The following is a 25195-nucleotide window of genomic DNA, read 5'->3' as shown; positions in this document are numbered from 1 at the left end:
GGGAGCGACCTCGCAATTCAAGCCCCCTTCCCGCCCCAAGATTACGATATCACGAGCTAAAATTTAAACGGAATTTTATAAGGTAAAGCGACGCTTTAAATTTAAGTTGTAAATTTATCAATTAAATTCCAAAAAATTTATGCATATTTACGTTGACGTTGTGTGCCATACATGACCAGTAAGGGGGCAGCGCTCAGAGTTAGCGGGACGCCCCCCGCGATTTTTTAAAATTTTGCCCCCACCCGCGCGACGCTATAAGGGCGAGCTGCGCTCGCGCTAATTTTTATGTCGCGGCTACGCCGCATGAAATTTATTACGAAGTCCCGCCGAAATTTTAGTGCAAAGTCCATCACAAACTCTTGTGTGAAAACATATTAAAATTGCATGGCGAAGTCCGTTTGTGTTGCGTGATCGTAACGTGCGCTAAATTTTAGAATTTCAATCCGAGCCCTCCATATTTCAAATTTAAAACGTGGACTAAATTTAAAATTTAAAGCCGAGGACAAATTTCAAAATTCCACGGCGAAATTCTACGTCAAAAGCACCCGCGCTTAAAAAACCTCGGCGAAGGTATAGATGAAATGAGCGAATTCCGCATCGTTCGTGTTCGCGTCTGAAGCGAAAAGGCCTTTGGGTCAAAGCCTAAAGCGAGACGACCTTTGAGCCGAAGCCTCCTTCTGCGGGCGTGCCGTCGCGAAAGCCCTTGACGCTGGGGTGCGATTTTAAAAACTCCTTTACCGCGAACGCGAGCTTGCCAGTGCCGATGCCGTGTTTTACGATGATCTCATCAAAGCCCATCACGAGGCTTTGGCTGATAAATTTATCAAGCCTGCTGATCGCTTCCTCGGCGCGCAGGCCGTGCAGATCGAGCACGAGCGACGCGGAGGTGGGCTTTTGCACCTTGATGCTGATGTTTTTTACGGGCGCGGGCGCTGCACCGCTGCGCTTTAGCTCGCTAAGCGGCACGCGCAGCCTGATGCCGTCGCTTAGCATCAGTGCCTGGGTTTTGCTGAGCGATAAAATTTCGCCCTTGATCTTGCCGTATTTTACGCGATCGCCCACTTTAAAGCTTTGCGGCTCGGGCGTGCTGAGTTCGGGCTGCTGCACGGCTCGTGCGAGCTCGTTTGCGCGGTTTATGGCGCGCTGCTTTTCGCGCACATCGCTTAGGCTCACGCTGCGTTTGGCCTCCGAAATGGCGCGGTAGTATTCGTTTTGCAGCCTTGAAAGCTCCGCCTTCAGCTCGCTTTGCGCGCGCTCGCGCTGATCTTTTAGCGCTTCGCTCAGCGCATCCAGCTTCTCCTCTTTTTGTTGCGTTTGAGCTAGTTTTTGCTTTAGCTCAAGCTCTAAATTTATCGCTTTTGAGATCGCCTCGTTCAAGTTCTCTTTGTTTTCGCCGTAGTTTTTGCGCGCTGCGGCGATCAAATTTTGCGCTATGCCGTAGCGCAGCGCGGTTTCAAAGGCGTAGGATTTGCCGATCGTGCCCTTTAAAAACTCATATTTCGGCGCGCTGTTTTTCTCGTCGTAAAGCGCCGCCAGCAGCTCTACGCGCGGATCCTTTGCAAGCAGCATCGCCAGGCGCTTGTGATGCGTGGTGATGATCATTTTCACATCGCCGCTTATCAGCTGCTCGATCATCGCGCCGTATAAGCTCGCAGCCTCCTCAAAATCGGTACCCAGCTCGATCTCATCGACGCCGATTAGAATTTCTTTGCGCCCGAACAGCTTGCTAAAGGCAACCATCCTGCCCGCAAAGGTCGAGATGTCGTTTTTGGAGTTTTGCGGATCCTCCATTATGAGCTCGAACTCTTTAAAGGTGCCGATGCGGCTGAGGCTTGCGCGAATAGGCATCGGAAGGAGGTACTTAGCTAGCAGTGCCGCGCTTAGAATGCTTTTTAAAAGCATCGATTTTCCGCCCGCATTCACGCCGGTGATGAGCAGAATTTTACCGCTAAATTCCACGCTCACGCGCTTTGGATTTTTAAGCGCGGGGTGGGCGAAGCTGTCTAGGACGATGTCATGCGAGGACTCGGGCAGGACGAACTCATAATCGCTCGCTCTTGCCATCGCCGCGCGCGCAATCAGCGCATCGATCTGATCGAAGGCGGCGTTTATAAATTTTAAAAAAGCTAAATTCTTATTAAAAATCGCGCTAATCTGCTTGCAGTGCTCGAATACGATCTGCTCTTTTTTATCCAAAATCGCGCTTTGAGCGGACTTCAGAGCCGCGATCGCGTCGGGAAGCACGTAAAAATAGCCTCCGCTTGAGCGCGCTACGACGCTGCCTTTTAGCACGTGATTAAAGCCGCCGCGCACCAGCAGAGTCTCGGTGTCACTTATGTAGTGGATCTGCGTGTCGGCAAGATAGGGCGAAAGGGCTTTGGAATAGATCAGCCTTTTTAGCGTCTGCTCGATCTCGTCACGCTTTATCTTAAACGCCTCGTTCAGCGCACCGAAGCGCTCGTCTATCGCATCGCGAAAGCCGCCTTGATCGTCAAAATAATCCTTTAGTTGCGCGATGGGCTGCGGAATCTCGATCTTGGCAAGCCAAGCGGCGAGTTTGCCCTCAAAAGGCTGTTTTTTGAGATACAAAAAATATCGAACGATCTTGCTAAACTCGTAAATTTCGCTGATATGTAGCACGCCGTGCTTTGAGATGCGCATCAGCGCATCGTCTAGATTCACGACGCTCTCGCACTGCGCGAGATCAAATTTCGTAAGCTCTGAAATTTTTTCAAAATTCAGCTTGCTATCGCCGCTTAAAAACAGCGGCTTTTCGCGCGCCAAAAAGCTTTTAAATTTGGCTAGATACTCGCTCAAATCGAGGCGCGTAAAGAGTTCGTCACTGATCATAAACGCACTCTTTGATTTTATAGGTTTTGCCCTTAAACTCCGCGCCCGCGCTTTTTTTGGCGATGAAGGCTCCCAGCGAAAAGGAGTAGGTGAAATTTTCTTGCGTTACAATCTGCGCGGAGCCCTGCTCTTTGTCTGCGGCAAAATTTTGCGTAGTTTTAGAATTTTGAGCGGAGGGTTGCATGGAATTTTGCTCGGCTGCGTTAAAATTCTGCGCGGAGCCTTGGGGATTAGAGGTTTGCGTGTCGCCTCGTTGCACGGAATTTTGTGAGGCAGAGCTTCGCGTACTTCCTTGGCTCATGTAATTTTGCGGCGCGAGGTTCTGCGTATCGCCTTGCTGCTTAGAATTTTTCGAAGTAGGGCTTTGTGCAGAATTTTGCCTGCCCGAAACAGCGTCGCTAGTTTGCGGGGGATAGTTTTGCTCAGCGGAAGCCTGCTCGTTCGTTTGGGCGGTTGAGCTTTGCGTAGTGGAAGCGACCTTGCTCTGTGAGTTTAAATTTGCTTCGCCGGCTTGCGAGCCCAAATTTTTCGCATCCGCGCTATGTTTTTCGGAGAAGGAATTTGCCGCGCCGCGAGCTTCAGCAGCGGAATTTATCGCGCCGCCGCATCTTAATCTGGCACCCGCGTTAAATTTAAACACCATCTCCTCCTCAAGCTTGGCGGATCGCTCGCTCGCGCTTTCGTAAAAATAAGCCCCCGCGCATAGCAGCACGATCAGTGCCGTGGCGATGATTTTAGCTTTTTTGCTTAAAATTTCGTCCCGCACGAAAAAGATCGCCGCGATAAATAAAAATGCGAAAATAAACACTAAAAATCTCAAATTTTATCCTTGCCCGTCCGCTGCGGAGTTCGTTTCATAAATTCGGCGAGAGTTTTCAAGCCTAAAATTCTCCGCGCAGCTGATAGGTGATGTCGCCTGCGCCAAATCCGATCACCAGCCCGTCGTTTATGATGTGGCGGACGCCGAAAATATCGCTAAATTCTATCCGCTCGCCGTTTCTAAAGACCCTCTCGGTAAATAGCGCTCCGAGCCCCTTAAATTCCTCTTTCAGATCGATGCCGTTACTTGGCTCGCCCGCGGCGTAAACGGGTAGCACCACGAGCTCTTCTACGCCCGCAAAGCACTCTTTAAAGGCGTTTAAATTCGCCTTAAGCCTGCTGAAGCGGTGCGGCTGAAAGATCGCCGTGATCTTGCTAAGCCCTAGCAGGCTAGCGTATTCGCGCGCGCTTTGCAGCGTCGCTCTGATCTCGGTGGGATGGTGGCCGTAGTCGTCTATGAGCACGAAGTTTGGAGTGGCGCACAGGATGTCGAAGCGCTTTTTGATCCCCTTGTAATTTAGTAAATTTTTGCGGATCTGCTCTAGTCCCGTCTCGCACGCCGCGGCAAGGATCGCTAGCGACGCATCGATCGCGATGTGTCTTCCGAGCCCGTAAACCTCGAAGCGTCCGAGCTCTTTAAGATTAAAACTCATAAACGGCTGATGATCGCGCAGCAGCACCTTCAGATCCGTTATGTCGCGTGAAGGAAAGAGCTTGATACAGCCGAGCTTGATGGAGCTTAAAAACTCGTCTTCGGCGTTTATCACGCGGATCTTGGCGCGTTCCAAAAAGCCGCGATACGCCGCGTGAAATTTATCCAAATCGTTGTCATAATGATCCATATGCTCGGGCTCGGCGTTGGTCACGACCGCGACGTAGGGGTTGGAATTTAAAAAGCTAGAATCGCTCTCGTCGGCTTCGAAGATGATGTTTTCGCTGTTTTCGTACTTCATATTCGAGCCGAACTGCTTGGAGATCGCGCCGATGATGACCGAGCCGTTTATCAGCGCCGAGGTTATCGCGCTCGTGGTGCTTTTGCCGTGCGCGCCGGCGACTGCGAAGACGCGCTTGTCTTTTAGCACGAAGGGCAGGGCCTCCTTACGCGAGAGGCAGACGATCCCCTTTTTGCGCGCGGCTTGTAGCTCGACGTTGTCCTCTTTGATCGCGGCGGAGTAGATGACGATCTCCTGATCTTTTATCGCCGAAGCGTCGTGCGGAGTGATGATCTCCATACCGTCCGCTCTTAGCTTGTAGGTCGTCTCGCTCTCTTTGATGTCAGAGCCTGAGATGATAAAATTTTTCTCGTGTAAAAATCTCGCCAATGCCGATATCCCTATGCCGCCGATGCCGATAAAATGAACCTTTTTCACCTTTGTCCTTAAATATTATAATGGAAAATTACGTTTAAATTTTTAAATCCCGCCCGCGCCGGCGAAATTGAAAAATTTAAACCATTCCCGTGCGCCTTAAAATTCACCTTTAGTTTTACGAGCTCGCTGCGTCGTGCAGTCTCGGTAGCCCCCAAACCGCTTTTAAAATTTAGCGCCCGAAATTTGCTGCTTAAAATTTCGCCTTTTAAAATTTAAGCGCTAGAAATTCCGCGCCCGAAACTCCGCTTCGAAACGGCGTGCTTAAATTTTACGGCTCAAATCCGCTGTTAAAACCTCGCAGCGAGCGAGAAGCCGTTTGCCGCCGTGCCTGCCGCATCGTATCGCGCCGCCGAAGCCGCGTAAATTTCGGTAAATTTCATCGCGTTCATCGCACATCCACTATTAAATTAACGCCTAAAATTTCGCCGCTTGGCTTCGCGGCAAAACATATTCGCCGCTTTGCGTTTTAAATTTAGCCGCTAAATTTATCCGCATAAATTTAAAATTTCGTCGAAATTTTAAATATCGGTGCGCCCGTTGATCGCCTTTATTAGCGAGAGCATATCGACGTTGTCTAAGCTCACGCCCGTAGGCACGCCCTGAGCGAGCTTGGTAAATTTCAAACCCAGATCCGCGAGTTTGTCCTCGACATAAAGCATGATGCCGTCGGAGTTGATGCCCGGCGTCAGCGCAAATATCAGCTCGCGCGCGCCGTTTCGGCCCACCATCTCGCGCAGCGCCGCGATTTTATCTTCGTCAGCGGCGTCTAGCACGAAGTAGCGACCGTTGTAAATTTTATTGCTCTCTAAAATAAAGATATCTTTTGGGTTTTCGACGATGCAAATTTTATCGCTTTCGCGCTCATCGTCAGCGCAATATTCGCAGATCTCGCCCTCGCATACCGCACCGCAGATGCGGCATCTGTGCAGTCCGCGCACCGCCTCTTCGATATTGTGCGCTAAATTTAGCCCTAGGAAGGAATTTTGCACGCTTACGTAGTACGCAAAGCGCAGGGCGGATTTTTTGCCCACGCCGGGAAGCTTTTCAAAGCTCGCGACGAGCTCTTCGAACCTGTCTGTGCCGCTCATATAGCGCCCTTCGGCGAAAAGACGATCGAGAAGTAGTGAGTGCCGTCGCTGTAGTTGTACTCGAAGCGGAATTTATGCAGCTCGCAAATTTTATCGATGATATAGAGTCCGAGCCCCATACCGGTGGCTTTCTCGTCTTTATTTCTGATAAAGGCTTGCTTGTAATGCTCGAATGATTTTGCAAGCGCCGCTCCGCGATTGGCGACACTTACTTTATTTTCGTCGCAGATGATGCGGACTTTTTTATCGCTGGAGTATTTTAGGGCATTGTCGATTAAATTTTTAATCGCCAGCGCAAATAGCCCGAAATCCACGTTTATCACCGCATCGCACTCGATATCCGTGCTGATGAGCTCGTCCCAGTTATCGAGCATAGACATATCTTTGACCTGCTCTAAAATGAGGCTGAAATGATAATCCTGATAATTTAACGAGTAGCTTTTTGAGAGCAGTTGCTCGATTTTAGCAAACTCGTTGATTAAAATTTCAAGCCGCTCGAAGACATTGACGAGCCGCTCTTTTTGCGTCTCGTTATCTAGCATTTCGGTGATGAGCCTGCCCTTGCCGATCGGGGTTTTAAGCTCATGCATGATGGTGCGTAAAAACAGCTGGCGCGATCGGATTAGCTCTTGAATTTTAGCAATCGCGTTGTTAAATTCCTGCGCGACCTGCCCGATCTCGTCCTCGCTGTGCGCAGCGGCTAAATTTACGTCCAAATTACCTTGGGCGAATTTTTTGATATTTTTGCTTAGTTTTTTTAGCGGCGTGAAGCTTCGCACTATCGATAGATAAAGTGAGATCAAAACCGCCATCGTAAGCAAAAACCCGACCCAAAGCGGATCGTTTAAATTCTTCGTGCCAAGGCTTTCGAAAACCACGACGAAAGAGTTGTTTTTGATATTTAAAAACAGTGAATTATTATACTCGACCGAGCTAAACTCGCCGATAGAGGTGTCTTGAACGAAAAAAATTTTACCACTCGTGATGATGTTTTGGATGATATTTTTGTCTTTTACAAGCTCCAAGCCGTAGCTGGAGAAGTAGCGCTCAATATCGCTGGGAGGGGCATTACGCTTGTATAGCTCAAGTAGATTATTGACCGCGTTTATTTGATTAGCCTGCATGCTACCTAGAGCTCTATTCATCTGCATCTGTGCGAACGTGATGAAAAGCACGCAGACTAAGATGATCGCGATTACAAAAAAAACCGAAATTTTAGTGATTAAAGAGTGCTTCATCCGATGAGCTTGTAGCCGATACCGCGAACCGAAAAGATATGCTTAGGCGCTTTGGAGCTGTCGCCGATTTTGGTGCGTAGGCGCCCGATGATGACATCTAAGCTCTTTGAATCCTTATCTTTTAGGCTCTTGCAATGGTATACGAGCTGCTCGCGGGATACCGAAAAGCTATGCTGCTTGATGAGGTATTCTAAAATTTCATACTCCGCAGGCGTTAGCACGAGCGACTCTTCGCCGAAGTAAATTTCATGGCGCTTGTCGTCGATACGAAATACGCTATCCGTGGCGGTTTCTTCCTTTTCGCTGGCTTTTTTGTAGCGGCGAATTAAACTCATGATGCGCGCGTGCATCTCCTTTGGATCGTATGGCTTTGGCAGGTAATCGTCCGCGCCGATCTGAAGACCCACTACGCGATCGCTCACGTCGCTTCTAGCCGAGCTGATGATGATCGGAATATCGTATTTCTCGCGGATCTCTTTGCAGACTTCAAGTCCGTCCATTCCAGGAAGCGTAAGATCTAAAATCAGCAGATCGTAGTTTTTGATCCCTGCGCTAATGCCCAGATACGGGTCTTCGAAGTTTGTAACTTGGATGTTAAATTTAGCCAGATATTCGGTTAGAAGCTGTGCGAACTCGCTGTCGTCTTCTATCATTAATACATTTATCATTTTTTATCCTTTGCATCGTTGATTTGAAATTTAAATATTGCATTATACATAAAAATAGTTAAGTCTTAACTTGCGTTTTATTAAATTTAGATAAAATTGCCCCTTTTGTTATAGCTTAAGGAGAATTTCGTGGAAGAAGATTATTATGAAATTTTAGGCGTGGCGCGCGATGCCGACGCCGAGACGATAAAAAAGGCGTTTCGAAAGCTCGCTTTGGAATTCCACCCCGACCGCAACCAAGGCGACAAGGAATCGGAGGAGAAATTTAAAAAGATCAACGAAGCGTATCAAATTTTAAGCGACGATCAAAAGCGCAGGATGTATGATCGCTACGGCAAAGAGGGCATCAGCGGCGCATATAGCGGCGCGAGCGGCGGCGGATTTGATTTCGGCTCCATTTTCGGCGATTTTTTCGAGCAAGCATTTGGCGGAGGCGGTCGCTCACGCCCTAGCGATCCATACGGCATAGATACCGAGCTGGCCGTAACGCTGGAGTTTAAAGAGGCTTTAGAGGGCGTTCACAAGGAGATAAAATACAAGATCAAAAAGCCGTGCTCCACCTGCGACGCCACCGGCTCGAAGGATAAAAAGAAGCACACTTGCTCCGCTTGCGGCGGTACCGGGCGCGTCGCTGTAAGGCGCGGATATATGAGCTTCATCCAAAGCTGCTCCGAATGCGGCGGCACGGGCGAGATTGTAAAAGACAGGTGTAAGGATTGCGGCGGCAAGGGCTTTACCGAAGAGGACGTGAGCCTTAAATTTGACATTCCCGCAGGCATAGACGACGGACAGCGCGTGCGCCTAAGCGGCAAGGGCAACGTCTCTAAAACCGGCGAGATCGGGGATCTTTACGTGATAGTGCGCGTGAAGGAGGATAGCCACTTCCTGCGCGACGGAGACGACCTGTATATCGAGGTGCCGGTGTTTTTCACGCAGGCGATCTTGGGCGAGAGCATCGAGGTGCCGACGCCGCGCGGCAAGGCGGAGCTGAAGCTCAAAGTAGGCACCAAGGACAAGCAGCGCTTCACGATCTACGGCGAGGGCGCGCCGAATATCCGCACCAAGAAAAACGGCGATCTGATCGTGCAGGTAAACGTCCAGACGCCTAAAAAATTGAACGAGAAGCAAGAGGCGCTTTTGCGCGAGCTTCAAGAAAGCTTCGGCAGCAAGGGCGGAGACGACGAGGGGATACTCGATAAAATCAAGAATTTTTTCAAATAAGCTGCTTTGATTTGCCTCGATCTGTTTTGAGCGGCGGTCTTGCGGTTTTATTCACCAAAGTACGGGATTTTCGCTTGGAATCTCGCTAAGAGTTTGGATGTAATTTCGGTGTAAATTTCGTGTCATTATTTGGATAAAATTTAATTAGCATTTAATATTATTTAAATTTAAAGATTATTAATATTAGTAAAGCAAATTAAAATTTTTATAATTAAGAGGTAGGATGATGTTAAAACAAATTTTAAATGTAGCGTTAGCATATGTTGGGGTTATTGTCGGTGCTGGATTATCGTCCGGTCAGGATCTGATGCAATATTTCGTCAGTTTTGGCAAATGGGGTATTCTTGGAGCCGTTATTCTTGGTATCCTCAATGCCGTCTTTGGTAAAATCATTATTACATTCGGTAGTTATTTTAGATCCAATGATCACTTTGAAGTTCTTTCACAAATTGCTGGATCTATCACTAATAAAATTCTTGATATTTCTTTAATTATTTGCTGTTTTGTGGTAGGTTTTGTCATGATTGCCGGGGCTGGATCAAATCTTAATCAGCAATTTGGCATGCCATTCTGGTCAGGAGCACTCCTATGTGCCGTATTGATAATCCTTGTTAGCTTTCTTAATTTTGAAAAAATCACGAATGTGATCGGAATATTTACGCCTATTATTTTTATCATGATTATGATTATGGCAGTATATACCTTTGCAAGTCAACGTTTTGATTTTAAAGAATTAGAAACAATTGCAAATACAATCTCTACTCCAATGCCAAATATCTGGTTTTCTGTTCTGAATTATTTTTCGCTCTGCGTTATGACAGGTGTATCAATGGCTTTTGTATTAGGGGGATCCATTATGAGGATTGGTGTAGCAGAAAAAGGTGGTACTTTGGGTGGATTTATAATCGGTATTATCATCACAGTTACAACCTGTATCTTATATGCAAATGTAAAACTTGCAACGACTGTTGATATTCCTATGTTGGCTATTGCCAAACAGATTCACCCTGCATTTGCGTTTGTGTATGCACTTGTTATCTTCGGCTTGATCTTTAATACTGCTTTCAGTTTATTCTATGCCTTAGCAAAACGTTTCTCATCTAATCAATCAAAACGTTTTTATCCAATTATGATTGGCACCGTAGTTGTAGGGTATATATTATCCTTTATGGGCTTTAAAAAATTAGTATCGATTATGTATCCAATTCTAGGTTATATTGGTTTTATAATGTTGATGGTATTACTAATTGGGTGGATCAAAGAGAGGTCAAATGTTAGAGATGAGAAGTTTTTGCGTCGCAAGATGATTCGGTTGATCACAAAAAAATATGATGATGAACAGGAATATACGAAGGCAGATAAAGAAAAATTTCAGAAGCTGGGTGAGGATTCAATAGTTGATACTAAAAGTATTAAAAGCGATATCAAAGATCTTGTCAAAGAGCAGTTCGCTGATGATAACAAATAAATAAAGTTCAAAAAAATAAAGAAAGAACGATTATTTGAATTGGTTGAATTTTAAAGGGTGGTAAAGGATTTCGCTTGAAATAAAAAGAGCTCGGAAAACCTTGATTAGCCTAATTTAATATAATGATTTTAAAAAGATTAAATCAAACATATTTTCTGTTCTTTATCGTAAAAATTTCAAAATAAAAGCAACTATGAATTTAAAAAGGACAAAGATGGATCGCAAAAATAAGCCTGTAAATTTCAAATCCGCGGATGATGAGATGTTTGCGTTTTTATCGAGTTTGGGCGATTGCTGGCAGGTGAGCGAGGGCGGAGCGCGCTTTATAGAGGAAAATTTCGCCTTCATCGGCTCCAAGCCCGTCTTGCGGGGATTGAAAGATTACGCGACCGCGGACTGCCTGAGCTTTGCCGGTGCCAGAAGCTTCATAGACGCAAACCCCGCGGTAAAAGCGAGGATTTTGAGCGGCAAAATCTACTATCTGGGCGATAGTCTAACGAGCGCCGAGGTTAAATTTGCACCTGAATATTTTTACGATTTTTTGAAATTTATAATGGAGCAGGTCCCCGAACACCACTATTTTTTCAGTCCTACCGCGAGCTGGCTCCTGCTGGTTGCGATGGAGAAATACGTAGAGTTTGCGGCTTTAAATTAGCGTTTGAGCCCGCGAAAATTTGCGAAATTTCGCCGCCTGCGCCACGCAAATTCGGACTGGCTGCGGCCTGCTACGGCGTGACGGAAGATCGGTTGAAATTTATCGACTGCGGCAAGAACTGCGACGCAGTGGCGTGAAATTTAAATGGGCGCCCCGTTTGCGAACTAGCCTTTGCCTAGCTTGATACGTGCCCTAAAATCGGGCATGATCTGCGCGATGAGCGCGTAAAAGTCCGCTCCATGGTTTGCATGGATGAGGTGCGCGAGCTCGTGCAACACGACGTATTCGACGAAGCGCGGATCCCGCTCTATCAGGCTTAGCGAGAAGTTGAGATAGCCCTTAGCGTGGTTGCAGCTGCCCCAGCGCGTCTGCATTTTGCGCACCCGCACCCGCGCGATCTTTCGGCCTATCCGCGGAGAAAATTTCTCGATATAGCGCAGATAAAGCTCAAGCGCAAAGGCCTTTTTAAACGCCGCAAACTCGCCCTCGCTCTCGCAAAAGATCACGTCTCGTGACATAAAAATTTTATCTTTAAATTTAGAGCTTTGGATAAAATTTTTAATCGTAAAATCGGGCTCGTCGCGCTCCTCCGCTTGCGCGCTTTGCGCTACATTTTGCGGCGCGTTTTCGCTCGCGGATTTTGAAGTTTTTTCGCTAGCGACCGAAATTCCTTCGCCCACGATAGAACTAAAATTTGAAATTTCTCCGTTCGCAGCGGGTTTAAATTTTGAAATTTCATCCCCTGCGGCAGGGTCAAATTTTAAAATTCCGCCCCTTGCAGTGGAGTTAAATTTACCTGCGTCGTCGCTTTGTGGAGCGCACCCGTCCGAATGAAATTTTAAAATTTCACCGCAGGATTGCTCGCGGACATTTTGCGTCGCCGTATTTATAAACCCGCCGCTTTGTCGCATTGCGCTTTGCTGTGCGAGCCCTTGCGCCGCATCGTCCGGTAGGTTAAATTTCAAATTATCGCTCGCTGTGCCATTTTGCGAGGCGCACTCGCCCGAGTGAAATTTTAAAATTTCACTTCCCGCGCCGTCATTCATGCCGCCCGCACCGTTATTTGCGCTGCCGCTCACATCGCTTCCCGCGCCGCTTTGTAAATGAGCCGAATTTACGCCTCCCGCGCCGCTATTCGCATCGCCATTCGCCCAGTTCGTGCAGCCTTGCGTGCCGCCATTGTCTAAATTTTTATTCGCGCCGCAGTTTGCGTCGAGCTCAGCCTCGCGGCTAAATTTGAGCTTGTAAATTTTGCCTAAAATTCTAACTTGATCGCTCGCTAGTAGCTTGCTTTGCAGTCGCGCCAGCGTTTGGCGGATCCAGCTTTCGTGCTTTAGGATGAAGCTTTCTGCCTGCGCCGCGGTGTAGGAGCGCGGCACGCTCACGCTGATTTCGCAGTCCTTGCTAATGCGGATGCGCGCGTATTTCATCCGCTTAAAACGCAGGTCAATCGGCAAGTCTAGCAAATTTAGACTAACTTTTTGCTCTGCCATTTTTTACTTATCCATCGCGCCGTATTCGCGCTGCCACGCAGCCATTCGTCGCAGAAAAACCCGATCCAAACGCCTAAAATTCCATACCCCAGATGAATGCCCAAAAGCCAGCCCACGGGGATCGAGACGCCCCACATAAAGATCACGCCCATCGCAAAGGGAAACCTCGCGTCGCCGCTTGCGCGCAGGGCGTTTACGAACACGATATTAAGCGTCCGTCCGAACTCAAGCCCCAGCGTGAGGTAAAAAAGCGGCCGCATGACCTGCTTGTGCGCCTCGCTTAGGCTTAACATCTCCATGATCTGCTCGCGCGCTAAAAACGCGATCGCGACGAAAAGCGCCGTCGCCCCGAGCCCGAAGCGCAGTGCGGTAAAAGTGTGCCGATACGCCTCCTGCGGCTTGGCGGCACCTACGAGGCGGCCTACGATCACTTCGTTTGCCATACTGATCGCGCTTCCGCCGAAGAAGATGAATGATGAAATTTGAAAATAGATCGTCTGCACGGTAAGGCTCGCCTCGCCCATGCTCGCGACGAAGGCGAAGGCGACGAGATACTGCACGATCCACAGCATGTTTTCGCCGGCGCTAGGAAGCCCTACGGATAGAATTTTACGCAGCGTGGCGAACTGGATCTTTAAAAACATCGTGAGGTAAAATTTTATCTTTAGCACCTTCGTGATGATGAGGAAGAATAAACATACACCGATCATACGCCCCGCGATGGTGCTCACGCCGATGCCCTCAAGCCCGTAGTACGGCAGTCCGAACGGCCTAAAGAGCACGACGTAGTTGCCCGCGAGAGTTACTAGATTCATCACCACGGAGACTGCTATGATGAAATTTGCGTATCCGTAGACGCGCACGATGGCGCTAAGCACGATCGCTACGGCGTCTATCGCAAAGACGATGCTGATGACCTTAAGATAGATCGCGCTTTCGCTCAAAAGCTCGGCGGGCACCTGCAGCGCGCGGAGTAAAAACGGCGCGCAGCTAAAGACGAAAACGCCGCTACAAAGCCCCACGAGCGCGTTGAATGCGATGCTCGTGTGGATCGCGCGCATGGCTAGGACTTTGTTCTTTGCTCCCAGCGCCTGCGCTACGAGAACCGAGCAGCCTACGGCCAGAAAGCCAAAAACCGTGATGAAGAGCAAAAATATCTCGTTGCCAGCCCCAAGCGCGCCTACTAGCGAGACGTCCACGCGCGAGATCATGTAGGTGTTGATAAGCGTGGTCACGAGGCGCAAAAACATATCGACGTAGATTGCTAGTGAGAGCCTTAGTAGCGAGATTTCTTTCATATTTTGCCTTTATTTAGGGGAAATTGTAGCCGAAAATTCTTTTAGGTTTGCTTTTACGCAGGGGGGCGAGTGTAGTTGCTTTTGCATGCTGCGCGGCATGCGTAAAATTATAATTTACGGCGCCCGGCGCGAATATGCGGTGATTTAGCGGGGACGAGCGGTTGATTTCTTTGACGCTACTGCGGCGGCGAATAAGTAATTTTAATAAACGGAGCGCGGAATTTAAACGCAGATGTTTTAAACAAGCGTCAAGCTATCTCAATAGATTTTGCTTAAATATCGCTAGGATAACGATCGTATCGTTGGGTTCATCTATTAGATACGGGATTACGAAACCCTTAAACACAAAATCTCTAATTTTATCATCGTCAAAGCTTTTTGATCTACGAAATTTATACGGCATAAAGCCAAGCTCGCCTGCTCGCGCAAAAAGCTCGTTTTTAAAATTTTCCGCCGCATCCTCTGAGTGCTCTGCGATAAATTCTGCGATTTTGCTAAGCTACGCACGAAATCTTTTAGGCTGGATTATTTTCAATTTTTCCAGCCCATACCTAGCTCTTCAAAGCCGCTTAGATCGCCGTTTACGTATGATTTTAAATCTGCATCCATTCCGTTTTTTATCTCGTCGTAACTTTCGCCGGATCTAAACTCTGGTAAAATCGTTTCTAAATTTTTCTCGCCGCTTAGAGTGCTCTGTGCGGAGGGATCAATTTTTAAAAAAAGCTTCTTAAAAGTTTCAAGAGTATCGCGATCGACGCCGCTTTGGATCTGCATAGTGATCATTTTGGCTCCTTAAATTTTAGCGATTATAGCAGCTCATAGCTAAATTTAAAATTCCAACCGTTTTAGAGCCAAAGCTCGATAAATTTTAAAATTTATGCCCGCTAGATCGAATTTCGCTTCCTCATATGAACCGTGAAGTGCTTCGACGCGTCCTTAAAGCCGCACTTTTGTAGGAATTCTCCGGCGCCCTCGGACTTGTGTAGAGGAGTCACGACAAAGGTGGTGGTGTGCGCAAAGCGTTTATTAAAGGCATTTACGAGCGCCGTGCCGATACCGCGCCTTTGATAATCCTTATGAACTATCACGCAGTAAAGATAGCTCGTAGCGAAGTTGTCGCGGTCGCAAAACGCCTCCAGCACCCCCACGGTCTTGCCCTGCGTTTTGGCGATCGCCACGTAATCATAGGTGCGCCACACCCTGTATGTCTCGTGCGGCGGCACGGAGGCTGCGTTTTGCTCCGTATCCCAGCCGATCGAGACCATTATCTCATCCAGATCGCTAGGCTTAAAATCGGCGGAATTTTCTAAAATTTCAAACTCCATCTTCGCTCCTTAATTGAAATAGCTTTTCAAATCGCAAGTATACCACCGTAGCTTTAAAACGGCATTAAATATCAATTAGCGGTTCTTGCGGCGAGGTTTAAATTTTAAAATTTAAAGGCGCGGTAGGGCGCGGTGCGTAAATTTAAACCCGAATTTAAAATTCTAACTATTTACCGCAATTTGATATAAACTCGGCAAAATTTTCCCAAGGATCCCCGATGCAAACGCTTGATTTTCACGTCCATCTGCTAAGCAAGGAGGTGCGCTTCGACCGCCCTTACGACAGGCTCGCGCTGCGCCTTTTCGGTAGGCGCTTCGGCATAGACGTATCGCGCGCGATCAAAGAGCCCTATGAAGCCTATGTGGACGCTCTGCTCGGCGGCCTTAGAGCTTCGAAATACGTTAAAAAGGCGGTGCTTTTCGGCGTGGATGCTAAATTTAGCGATACGGGTGAGCTAATCCATCGCGATAAGACCGTCTGCGCGGACAACGACAGCGTGTTTGAAATTTATCAAAAAAACCCAGATCTCATCGTGCCGTTTTTTAGCATCAATCCGAAGCGAGCGGACGCGCTCGATGAGATCGATCGCTGCTTCGAGCTCGGATTTAAGGGGGCGAAATTTTTACAAAACTATTGGGATCTGGATACGAGGCTGCCTCGCTATGTGCCGTATTTTGAAAAGCTCGCTAAGCTCGGTCTGCCGCTAGTGATCCACGTCGGCAACGAAAGCTCGGTGCCGAGCACGCGCCGCTGCGAGGCGCTGGAGATGATCTATGCGCCGCTTGAGCTGGGCGTTACGACGGTGTGCGCACACATGGCGATTAACTACGAGTATTCGCATATTTTTCGTGCGCTCTCGCGTCGCCCGCGAAATTTCGGACACGATTATTTCGCGCTTCTGGCGCTTTTGCGCACGCACAAAAACCTCTACGCCGACGTTTCCGCGCTTATGACGCCGGTGCGCGCCAAGGCTCTGCCGCATCTGGCGAGCCAAACGGACGTGCACTCGCGTCTGCTTTACGCTTCGGACTTTCCGGTGCCGTATTCTGCGATATACAACACCTACGATCTGCGCCTGTCGCAGCGTATCGCGCTGCATAAAGAGCCCAACCCTTTCGATCGCAACGCGCGCGGACTGCTCGCGTATTTCGGCGAGGATAGCGAGCTGTGGAGCAATTACAAAAAAATTCTGTCCTTTGCGTAGATGGTGAAATTTAGGGCGTGCGGTTAGAATTCAGTGCATTTGCAGCTTTTCGCAGTTGGTTTCGAGCAAATGTAGCAAATGACATAGTGAGCGCGAGTAATGGAGCGGTTGGCGCTGTCTGTATAGCGAGAGAAAAGGAGAAACGTGCGTCGGGCAAAGCGCTCAGTAGAGAACTGATAATGAAGCATGTGTCGCGAAATTTCACAGGACGAATTTTGCAAACGGTAATTCGCAAAATTCCGCATATTCCGCCGCCGCAAATTCGGCAGATATCGGTTGAGTGCATTCACTCGACGTTAAATTTAAAATTTAAACCGAGCGGCGCGTATCGTAGCGCCGAAGCGCTCGTTGGTGCAGTGTAAATTTTGAAATTTCAGCGGTAAATTTAGCTCGTAAACACATAAATAAAACGGCAAGATCATACACGGCGCGCTGCTGTTTAAATTTAGCTTGCAGGCATGCTAAATCCTATCGAGCGCGACTACAAGGCGCGTATGATAGAGTTTAAATTTAGCTTGCAGGTGCGCTAATTCTAGCCGTGAGACGATTTGCTTCAAATTTTATAATGACGGCTCGTTTGAAATTTTAAACCACTAGCGCAATCTGCAAAAATTTAGCGCTATCCTGCCTGAAATTCGCATTACGCCGTGCCGCCTGTGCCGCATCGACGTCGAGTCGTATGATTTACGCTCAAAACTGATTCACACTTATCAAAGCCGCTAAAGCACCGACCACGCGCTGTGTCATTCGCGCCGAATTGCGTAGCGCCATTTTTGCGACATTGCTCATGCTATAAAATTTAACGTGGGTTTGTCTTAAATTCCATTGCATCGCGCAAAAAACCGTTGCGCGAGAAATTCCAGCGGCAGATTGCTTAAATTTACGCTTCTTGGCTCGTTTCTTTCAATCTCTCACCGCACTTTATTCTGTCGCTAAATTTTAAAATTTGCTCGAATTTTAGGAGTTTACCAGCTTTAAAAGCGCCTTTGAAATTCTTGCGATCTCATCTTGCATATGCCCGCCAGGATTTTGCTCAAACTCCGCTTTTGCGCCCGCGCTGCGGCATTTTGCGATGAAATTTCACGCCGTCTCGCCGCAGAGTGCTCCGCGCAGATTTTTCGGGTTCATCTCGGCCTCGCCCAAGGACGCGTAGACGTGCGTCAGCCCCCTTTGCGGCGAGTGTGCGGCGACGAAGGCGTCAAATCCGCCGAACCAAAACGACGCCGAGACGCAGGCGATCTTTTGAAATTTATCCGCTCGCAAACGCCGCATACGCGCTAAAAAGCCCCGCCAGCGAGTATCCCGCGCACGCTCGCAACGCAGGCTTTCCCGCGCCGGATACGTGCCGCTCGATACGCGGGATCAGCTCGTCCGTAAATTTTTCTAAGTGCGCCGCGCCGCCGCCTGCGAAATCGCGCACCCCCTTAAACGGCGATTTTGCCGCCCACGGACTAAGCTTATCGCCCCACTGCGCCTCGTTTAGATAGATCGCTGCGAGCACGAAATCCGCGCCGCTTTGTCGCGAGACGAGCTCGTAAATTTCGCCCGTGCCGGTCGCGCCAAACTCCAAGACGCGCAGGTAGATGATCGGCACGGCATCCAAGCGGGGCAAGGCGGTTTGTGCAGACGCGGTGAGCGCTGTATTCAGCATCGATGACGCGGGCGAAATCGAGTCGGTGGCCGCCATAAATTCTGGTCTAGTATCTAACACGAACGACGCAGTGGGTTGAATGGCTTGTGCCTTAGGCACGGCTAGAGAGGAGGGCGAAGCGGGCGCGATGGGCGTAACGAGCGGTGTATTCGGTACTGCAGACGCGGGAGGCTCAGATGAAGCAGCCTGCGCAGACAGACCGAACGAAACGGCGGGTGGATCATCCTGCGCGAATGTGGGAGACGGTAGAAGCTCAGATGAGACAAATTGCGCGGATGTAGAAGTGTCGGGCAGGGTATCCGGCGTGGATTTGATAGGCTGCGCACGCATGGCTGGCGCAAGGGGCTGTGCGTGCGGGGCGAAAATTTCTACACGCAGGCCGTTAAATTCCAAACTTTGCATCGCTAAACCTTTAAAAGTTATTAAAATTTAATAGAATTTTGTGTAAAATTATCGAATTTAACACTAGAGGAACTTAAAATTGGCTTTGATCGAGCTTATCGATGTTACGAAAAAATTCGGCTCTCACGTCGTTTTAGACGGCGTAAATTTCGCACTGGACGCTAATGAGCGCGTCGCCGTGATCGGCAAAAACGGCGGCGGCAAATCCACGCTGATGAAGATAATTGCGGGTCTGTGCGAGACCGACGAGGGGCGCGTGATCACTCAAAACGGGCTAAATATCCAGATGCTCGCTCAAACGCCGAAATTTGAAGACAATCTCTCGGTCAAAGACGCGCTACGAAGGGAGCTAGCTGAAATTTACGCCGCTTTGGACGAATACGACGCGATCTCGAGCGAAATCGCCGCACAGTCCGAAAACAAGGAGCTTTTAGCGCGCCAAGACGAGCTGATTAAATTTATCGAGGCCAAGGACGGCTGGCAGATCGATAATAAGATCGAGCAGGTGCTGCAAAATTTCGGACTTAAAATTTACGAAAACCGCTCCGTCTGCACGCTTAGCGGCGGCGAAATTCGGCGCGTGGCGCTGGGCGCGCTGGTGCTTAAAAAGCCCGACGTGCTGCTGCTGGACGAGCCCACGAACCACCTCGACGTCTATATGGTGAAATTTCTAGAGGATATGCTGCTTAGCTCGAAGCAGACGATCGTTTTTATCAGCCACGATCGCTACTTCATCGACCGCTTGGCGACGCGCAGTATCGAGATCGAAGAGGGTAAAATTTCAAATTTCGACGGCGGATATGAGAACTATCTGAGGCGCAAGCAGGAGATGCTCGCTTCGCTCGAAAAGTCCCACGAGACGCTGCTTAAACAGCTGCGCGCCGAGGAGGAGTGGCTGCACCGCGGCGTAAAAGCTCGCCTAAAGCGCAACGAAGGGCGCAAGGCGCGCATCATGCAGATGAGGCAGGATGCGAAGAAAAACCCGGGCGCGATCCGTCGCGTGCGGCTCGAGCTGGAGCGCGCGAGTAGGAGCTTTAACGGCACGGGCGGCGACAATCGCAAAAAGATGCTTTTTGAATGCACGAATATCGGTAAAATTTTAAACGGCAAGGTGCTTTTCAAGGGCTTTTCGGCGCGGGTTTTGCAGGGCGAGCGCATCGGCATCGTAGGCGCTAACGGCGCGGGCAAAAGCACTCTGCTTAAAATTCTACTCGGCCGCAGTAAGATCGATGCGGGCGAGATCAAACGCGGCGAGATCAGGATCGGCTATTTTGATCAGACCCGCAGCGGTATCACGGACGATAAAAGCATAATCGAAATTTTCTGCCCCAACGGCGGCGATCACATAAGCGTTCGCGGCAGCTACATGCATGTATACGGATATTTGAAAAATTTCTTGTTTCCGAAGGAGTTTTTAGATAAGCCCGTGGGCGTGCTTAGCGGCGGCGAAAAGAACCGCCTGGCGCTTGCCAAGCTCTTTACCGAGCAGTACGATTGCCTGATCTTGGACGAGCCGACGAATGATCTTGATATCGCGACGATCAATATTTTGGAGGATTATCTGCTAAGCTTCGAAGGCGCGGTAATCATCGTAAGCCACGATCGCTATTTCATCGATAAGATCACGAATAAGCTTTGGGTTTTCGAAAAAAACGGCACGATCGATCAAATTCAAATGCCCTATTCGCAGTATTTGGAGTTTGAAGACGAGATGGCGGAGATTGACCAGATTGAGGCCGACGCTGGCGCGAGCGCGAGCACAGACGAGAGCGGCCGCGAAAACAAAAAGGAAAAGACGAGCGCTGCAAAACTTAGCTACAAGCAGAATAAAATTTTAGAGGAGTATCCCGCTAAAATCGAGGCTATCGAGGCGCGTATAAAGGAGCTAAATCACGCGCTCTCGACGCCTGAAATTTATCAAAAGCTCGGGATGCAGGGACTTTTTGAAGAACTTGAAGAAAAAAGAGGAACGTTAAACAGTATGGAAAATGAATATTACGAAGTGCTTTCGCTCGCCGAGAGCCTAAAGTAGGCGCGATGGTTTGGTTTTTGATCTTTTTATACGCGCTTTACACGATTTATAAAATTTCGCTCGATCTGCTCGAGCTAAGCTTCATCCGCGCTAAACTAAAGGAGCCTGCGGTGGTGCTTAGCGAGGAGGATTATCGTAAGGCGGGCGAGGTCGGCGCGGTAAATTTAAAATTTAATATATTTTCGCACTGCTTTTCGTTTGCGGTGGCGCTTATTTGGATACTTGCGGGTGCGGGCGCGTTACAGCGCGCGATATATGATCTAGCGGGCGACGGGATTTTTGCGGGGAGCTGCTTTGTAACGGCGTTTTTAATCATCGGCGGCGCGATATCGCTTCCGCTTGAGATTTACAAAACCTTCGTCAAAGACAGACGCTTGGGCTTTTCCACGATAACGCCCGCCGTTTTCGTAAAAGACGCGCTAAAATCGCTCATACTCACGCTGGTTTTCGGCTTTGCGGTAGCCTCTGCGCTCGTTTTTTGCGTGAATAGCCTGGGCGCGCACTGGTGGGTCTGGGGCTTTTTGCTAAGCTTCGGCATAGTTTTACTGATAAATTTAATCTATCCGACCGTTATCGCGCCGCTGTTTAATAAGATGCAGCCGCTAGAGCACGGCGAGCTAAAAGAGCGCATAGAGGGGCTTTTGCAGCGCTGCGGCTTTAAAAGTAGCGGTGTTTTTACGATCGACGCGAGCAAGCGCGACAAGCGTCTAAATGCCTATTTCGGCGGCTTCGGCGCGACGAAAAAGGTCGTGCTTTTTGATACGCTCATCGAAAAACTGAGCGAGGATGAAATTTTGGCCGTTTTAGGGCACGAGCTCGGGCATTTCAAACACGGCGATATTTTGAAAAATTTAGCGCTTAGCTTCGTGCTTTTGGGCGCGACGTTTGCGGTATTCGGAAACCTCCCCGCAGGCGTATTTAGCGCGCTAGGACTTAACGCGGACGGCGGCGCGACGCTGGTTTTTATGATTTTGTTTGCGCCGATTTTGCATGCATTTTTTGAGCCTGTAATCTCCAAACTTAGCCGCATGCACGAATTTAGCGCAGACCGGCATGGCGCGAGCATGCAGGATAAAGAGAGCATGATCGGCGCGCTAAAGAAGCTGGGCAGCGAAAATAAGGCATTCCCGCTCGCTCATAAAATTTACGCCGCGGTGTATCATTCGCACCCGAGCCTGTATGAGCGCATAAGAGAGCTTGATGAGGATCGCTGAAGCGCTAAGATGGGGCTTGCAGCAGTGTGGCTCAAAATACGTCGCGCGCGAAATTTTAAAGCTTTGCGAGCGACTTAGCGACGAGCAGCTCGTGCTAAGATGCTCGGAAGAGCTCGCGCACGAAGCGGAGTTTCGCGCTAAGATCATTGAATTTAAAGACGGCCGCCCGCTTGAATACATCACGCAAAGCTGCGAGTTTATGGGCTTTAAATTTTACGTCGACGAGCGGGTGTTGATACCGCGCTGCGAGACCGAAATTTTAGTGAAAAAAGCTCTTACTTTGGCGCAGAGCTTGGGCGAGCCGCGCATTTGCGAGATCGGCACGGGCAGCGGCATAATCGCTATCTGCTTAAAAAAGCTACTTCCTTCTTGCCGCATCACGGCTAGCGACATCAGCGCAGATGCGCTTGAGGTGGCGCGCGCAAACGCCGCAAGCTTGGGCGCGGACGTCGAGTTCATGCACTGCGCCTACGCGGATGGGATCGCGGGCGAGTTTGATCTCATCGTCTCAAATCCCCCATACATCGCAAATTCCTACGCATTGGACGCGCGCGTGCTGCAGGAGCCGAAACAGGCGCTGTTTGGCGGCGAGCGGGGGGATGAAATTTTAAAACTCATCGTACTGATCGCCGCACGGCGCGCAAAATTTCTAGCCTGCGAGATGGGCTACGATCAAAAGCAGAACCTGTCGGCGTTTTTGCGCGAGCAGGGCTTTAGAGCGGAATTTTACAAAGATTTGGCGCAGTTTGATCGCGGATTCGTCGCGCGAAATTTAAACAGATCGTAGGCGTGCCATGCAAAGCTCGCAACTACGCAGGCTGCTTTATTACAAAGCGTTCGGCTACCGCTACGTAGGCGCCGAAATTTTAAGCGGCGGCGAGCGATTTTTTAAGGCGCTGGACGCGCTGAAATCCGCTACCGCCGAGTGCAATCTCTGCGAGCTTGCCAAAACGCGCACGAAAGGCGGCGAGCAAAATTTTAAAAATTTCAAGACCATCAAAAATTTTAAAACTCCCGCGGGCATAAAACTTATGATCGTAGCTCTAGCGCCGGGCGTTAGCGAGGGTTTTGGCGGCGGTTTGGAGGCTGAAGTAGCAGCGGCGCTAGATCAAATTTGCGCGCCCGAGGAGATCTATTTTAGCTTTTTGATAAGGTGCGCGGTGCCGCAAAATAGGCGCATAAGCTCGGAAATAATTTTAAAATGCGCGCCCTATCTTGCCGACGAGATCAAAATTTTAAAGCCCAAAGTCGTGCTCTGCCTAGGGGAGCTCTGCTGCAAAATCGTGCTGCGAAACGGCGATTTGGCGGGCATGGACGTGCTGCACGGCTCGGTCTTTAACGAGGGCGGCATCAGCTTCGTGCCGAGCTTCGATCCCGCATTCATCGCGCAAAATCCGAGCAAAGCGGAGCTTTTCAAAGAGGATCTACAAAAGATAAAAGGACTGCTGTGAGGCGCATTTTGGCGCTTTCTTTGCGCGCTATTTTGATTTTGCGCGCGGCTTTTTGCGCGGGCGCCTAGTTTGTGGATTGCGCCTATGCGGATGAGATCGCGGGCGAGTTTGACCTGCTTAAATTTTGCGGACGAGCGGGATTTGGCGAGGCAAAACACAGATTCGAACCGCGGCGAGTTCAAATTTAAAAGCGAGAAAATTTCATAAAGCGGCGGGGCAAGGTAAAATTTAACGCCATTGCAAAATTTCGATATTTCAAATTTTGTTTTCTATCTGGCTATCTCGGGGCGCGTGAGGGGTTTATGTCGCGGCGTAGCGTTAAATTTAAACCTTAACGCCGAGCGAAATTCTATGTCGTAAAATTTTACTAAGCTCGCAAATTTTATTACCGCCCAAGAGCTCTGCGTATTTTTGGATTTTATGCCGAAAAGCCGGTCTGTGCTATGTTTTCACCACGCGACTAGGTAAATTTGAACTCGCGAGATAAATTTATCTCAAAGATTTGAAAAATTCTAAAATTTCAGCGCTAAATTTGATTGGCCTGCCGTCTTTTACGAAGGCGATTTTTACGTCCTGTGCGTATAAAAGCTCGCTGAAATCTACGTTTTTAATATCTTTGATCTTGTAAATTTCTTGTCGCAAAAGGGCGCTGGCGTTTTTAAGCGCGGCTAGGCTCGTGCGAATTTCAAGCGTGTCGCCGAGGCGCGCGGGGCGGAGAAATTTAGCGCAAAGCTCGCTAACTACGAAGTGTGCGTCTGTGCGCGCGAAGTCTACCCCGGCTTGCATAAGCGCTTCGCTTCGCGCCCGCTCGCAAAATTTAATGTAGTTGGCGTGATACACGATGCCCTGCGCGTCGGTATCTTCGTAGTAAATTCTAATCTTCATCCCGCGCGTCTTTCGTTGCCGCGACATCTCTCGCAGCCAGGGCGGGGAGGATTTTTGCGAAAAACAGCACCGTTTGAAACACGATGATGAGTTTCATGCACCACTCGCTAGCCGCGTGGATTTGGGCAAATTCCGGCGTCATCGTCGCTTCTGCACCGATCTTTTGGGCATTTATGACGTAGTCAGTAAAGTAAAGCACGAAAAGTAGGGCTAAGATGATATTTACTAGCGTCAGCATCAGGGTCGAAAGGCGCAAGCGAAAGGATTGCGATTTGTTGTTGTTGAAATTTATCATCTCAAAAACGAGGCAGATGACCGAGACTGCGATGAGGATGCCGCCGTATTTTACGAAGATCTCGCTCATTAGCTTGCCGCTTTGGAAGTGCGATAACACGCCATCTCCGATAATCTGCTGCGGGAAAAATACCACGGGTGCGACGAGTGCGCCGAGCGAGAGCTCGATGCCGATAAGGGCTGCGATGATGAAGATATAAATAGAAAAAATTGCGCGCATAGAAATCCTTTTAAATTTTGATAAATTTTAAATCGGACGTGATTATAGCGAAATCTTATAATCGTGCGCTTAAGCGTTTTGCAAGCGGGTTTTACGGGCGAATGGGTGCGGTCGGCAGTCGCGAATTGCGGCATATCGCGGTATAATGAAATTTTAGTTTGGATACGGTCGTTTACAAAATTTATAAAATTTTTACGGAGGCTGGAGATAAAATTTGTCTCAGGCGTGTTAAACATAAAATTTCATTATGAAATTTAAAATTTTCCAAATCGTTTTTTAAAATTTCTCTCAATTATTCAGCCCCCTTTAAGCATCGCTCTTGTATAATCACAATTCTGTTTCGCACCG

23 protein-coding genes are annotated in these 25195 nt (G+C 48.9%); 8 read left to right on the top strand and 15 right to left on the bottom strand.

The annotated features are described in order from the left end of the window. Positions 1-642 precede the first annotated feature (642 nt). The 6 genes from Q0101_RS10115 to Q0101_RS10090 all read right to left on the bottom strand — a co-directional run bounded on the left by Q0101_RS10115 (position 643) and on the right by Q0101_RS10090 (position 8033). Positions 643-2850 carry an endonuclease MutS2 gene (locus Q0101_RS10115; RefSeq protein WP_297945141.1) on the bottom strand — a complete coding sequence of 736 codons (2208 nt, stop codon included), beginning with the start codon at positions 2848-2850 and terminating at the stop codon, positions 643-645. Further along, on the bottom strand, positions 2840-3670 hold the full coding sequence (locus tag Q0101_RS10110) for a hypothetical protein (protein ID WP_297945138.1): 831 nt from the start codon (positions 3668-3670) through the stop codon (positions 2840-2842). Before Q0101_RS10110 ends, Q0101_RS10115 begins: the two co-directional genes overlap by 11 nt. A 61-nt stretch (positions 3671-3731) precedes the next feature. Next, the gene (gene murC / locus Q0101_RS10105) at positions 3732-5039 is read right to left on the bottom strand and encodes a UDP-N-acetylmuramate--L-alanine ligase (RefSeq protein ID WP_297945135.1); all 1308 of its coding nucleotides are present in this window, start codon (positions 5037-5039) and stop codon (positions 3732-3734) included. A 518-nt stretch (positions 5040-5557) separates the two neighbouring features. Then, positions 5558-6127, bottom strand: coding sequence for a recombination mediator RecR (gene recR / locus Q0101_RS10100; RefSeq protein WP_297945132.1), 570 nt, complete (start codon positions 6125-6127; stop codon positions 5558-5560). Then, positions 6124-7365: an ArsS family sensor histidine kinase gene (locus Q0101_RS10095; protein WP_297945129.1), complete on the bottom strand. Its 1242-nt coding sequence runs from the start codon at positions 7363-7365 to the stop codon at positions 6124-6126. Before Q0101_RS10095 ends, recR begins: the two co-directional genes overlap by 4 nt. After that, positions 7362-8033, bottom strand: coding sequence for a response regulator transcription factor (locus tag Q0101_RS10090; RefSeq protein ID WP_005870149.1), 672 nt, complete (start codon positions 8031-8033; stop codon positions 7362-7364). The genes Q0101_RS10095 and Q0101_RS10090 overlap by 4 nt, the downstream gene beginning before the upstream one ends. A gap of 129 nt (positions 8034-8162) precedes the next feature. Between Q0101_RS10090 and dnaJ the strand changes: the two genes are divergently transcribed. From dnaJ to Q0101_RS10075, 3 genes are all read left to right on the top strand, one after another. Then, entirely contained in the window at positions 8163-9254 is a 1092-nt protein-coding gene (gene dnaJ / locus Q0101_RS10085) for a molecular chaperone DnaJ (protein ID WP_297945126.1), read from the top strand. Between the two features lie 223 nt (positions 9255-9477). Further along, a complete protein-coding gene (locus tag Q0101_RS10080) occupies positions 9478-10722 on the top strand; it encodes a hypothetical protein (RefSeq protein ID WP_297945123.1) in 1245 nt (414 codons plus the stop codon). A 214-nt stretch (positions 10723-10936) separates the two neighbouring features. After that, positions 10937-11377 carry a hypothetical protein gene (locus Q0101_RS10075; RefSeq protein WP_297945120.1) on the top strand — a complete coding sequence of 147 codons (441 nt, stop codon included), beginning with the start codon at positions 10937-10939 and terminating at the stop codon, positions 11375-11377. A gap of 164 nt (positions 11378-11541) precedes the next feature. On the opposite strand, the gene Q0101_RS10070 is transcribed toward Q0101_RS10075, so the two are convergent. From Q0101_RS10070 to Q0101_RS10050, 5 genes are all read right to left on the bottom strand, one after another. Continuing rightward, on the bottom strand, positions 11542-12870 hold the full coding sequence (locus Q0101_RS10070; RefSeq protein ID WP_297945117.1) for a M48 family metallopeptidase: 1329 nt from the start codon (positions 12868-12870) through the stop codon (positions 11542-11544). Beyond that, positions 12846-14168: an MATE family efflux transporter gene (locus Q0101_RS10065; RefSeq protein WP_297945114.1), complete on the bottom strand. Its 1323-nt coding sequence runs from the start codon at positions 14166-14168 to the stop codon at positions 12846-12848. The genes Q0101_RS10070 and Q0101_RS10065 overlap by 25 nt, the downstream gene beginning before the upstream one ends. Before the next feature lie 253 nt (positions 14169-14421). After that, a complete protein-coding gene (locus tag Q0101_RS10060) occupies positions 14422-14658 on the bottom strand; it encodes a type II toxin-antitoxin system RelE/ParE family toxin (protein ID WP_297945144.1) in 237 nt (78 codons plus the stop codon). A 41-nt stretch (positions 14659-14699) separates the two neighbouring features. Beyond that, positions 14700-14951, bottom strand: a complete 252-nt coding sequence (locus Q0101_RS10055) for a hypothetical protein (protein WP_297945112.1) — start codon at positions 14949-14951, stop codon at positions 14700-14702. Positions 14952-15052: 101 nt separating this feature from the next. Beyond that, the gene (locus tag Q0101_RS10050; protein ID WP_297945109.1) at positions 15053-15493 is read right to left on the bottom strand and encodes a GNAT family N-acetyltransferase; all 441 of its coding nucleotides are present in this window, start codon (positions 15491-15493) and stop codon (positions 15053-15055) included. A gap of 218 nt (positions 15494-15711) precedes the next feature. Between Q0101_RS10050 and Q0101_RS10045 the strand changes: the two genes are divergently transcribed. After that, positions 15712-16698 carry an amidohydrolase family protein gene (locus Q0101_RS10045; protein ID WP_297945106.1) on the top strand — a complete coding sequence of 329 codons (987 nt, stop codon included), beginning with the start codon at positions 15712-15714 and terminating at the stop codon, positions 16696-16698. 1080 nt (positions 16699-17778) lie between these two features. Here the strand turns inward: Q0101_RS10045 and Q0101_RS10040 are convergent. Further along, positions 17779-17961 carry a hypothetical protein gene (locus Q0101_RS10040; RefSeq protein ID WP_297945102.1) on the bottom strand — a complete coding sequence of 61 codons (183 nt, stop codon included), beginning with the start codon at positions 17959-17961 and terminating at the stop codon, positions 17779-17781. Next, positions 17948-18751 carry a hypothetical protein gene (locus Q0101_RS10035; protein ID WP_297945099.1) on the bottom strand — a complete coding sequence of 268 codons (804 nt, stop codon included), beginning with the start codon at positions 18749-18751 and terminating at the stop codon, positions 17948-17950. The genes Q0101_RS10040 and Q0101_RS10035 overlap by 14 nt, the downstream gene beginning before the upstream one ends. Positions 18752-18830: 79 nt before the next feature. Between Q0101_RS10035 and abc-f the strand changes: the two genes are divergently transcribed. Genes abc-f through Q0101_RS10015 form a run of 4 tightly spaced genes read left to right on the top strand, consistent with a single transcriptional unit; the run spans position 18831 to position 23448 of the window. Then, the gene (gene abc-f, locus Q0101_RS10030; protein ID WP_297945096.1) at positions 18831-20783 is read left to right on the top strand and encodes a ribosomal protection-like ABC-F family protein; all 1953 of its coding nucleotides are present in this window, start codon (positions 18831-18833) and stop codon (positions 20781-20783) included. Between the two features lie 5 nt (positions 20784-20788). Continuing rightward, positions 20789-21997, top strand: coding sequence for a M48 family metallopeptidase (locus Q0101_RS10025; protein WP_297945093.1), 1209 nt, complete (start codon positions 20789-20791; stop codon positions 21995-21997). Next, positions 21984-22784, top strand: a complete 801-nt coding sequence (gene prmC, locus Q0101_RS10020; protein WP_297945091.1) for a peptide chain release factor N(5)-glutamine methyltransferase — start codon at positions 21984-21986, stop codon at positions 22782-22784. Before Q0101_RS10025 ends, prmC begins: the two co-directional genes overlap by 14 nt. 7 nt (positions 22785-22791) lie before the next feature. After that, positions 22792-23448 (top strand): uracil-DNA glycosylase family protein, encoded by a 657-nt coding sequence (locus tag Q0101_RS10015; protein ID WP_297945088.1) that lies wholly within the window; start codon positions 22792-22794, stop codon positions 23446-23448. Between the two features lie 489 nt (positions 23449-23937). Here Q0101_RS10015 and Q0101_RS10010 read toward each other — a convergent pair whose 3' ends face one another. Together Q0101_RS10010 and Q0101_RS10005 are read right to left on the bottom strand one after the other, a co-directional pair. Further along, the gene (locus Q0101_RS10010) at positions 23938-24333 is read right to left on the bottom strand and encodes a YbgC/FadM family acyl-CoA thioesterase (RefSeq protein WP_297945085.1); all 396 of its coding nucleotides are present in this window, start codon (positions 24331-24333) and stop codon (positions 23938-23940) included. After that, positions 24323-24847: a DUF4149 domain-containing protein gene (locus tag Q0101_RS10005; RefSeq protein WP_297945082.1), complete on the bottom strand. Its 525-nt coding sequence runs from the start codon at positions 24845-24847 to the stop codon at positions 24323-24325. Before Q0101_RS10005 ends, Q0101_RS10010 begins: the two co-directional genes overlap by 11 nt. Positions 24848-25195 lie beyond the last annotated feature (348 nt).

It is taken from the genome of uncultured Campylobacter sp. (assembly GCF_937921625.1).
Lineage (GTDB): Bacteria > Campylobacterota > Campylobacteria > Campylobacterales > Campylobacteraceae > Campylobacter_B.
The sequence above is the reverse complement of the archived record's forward strand: the minus strand, read 5'-3'. Positions and strand labels throughout refer to the sequence as shown.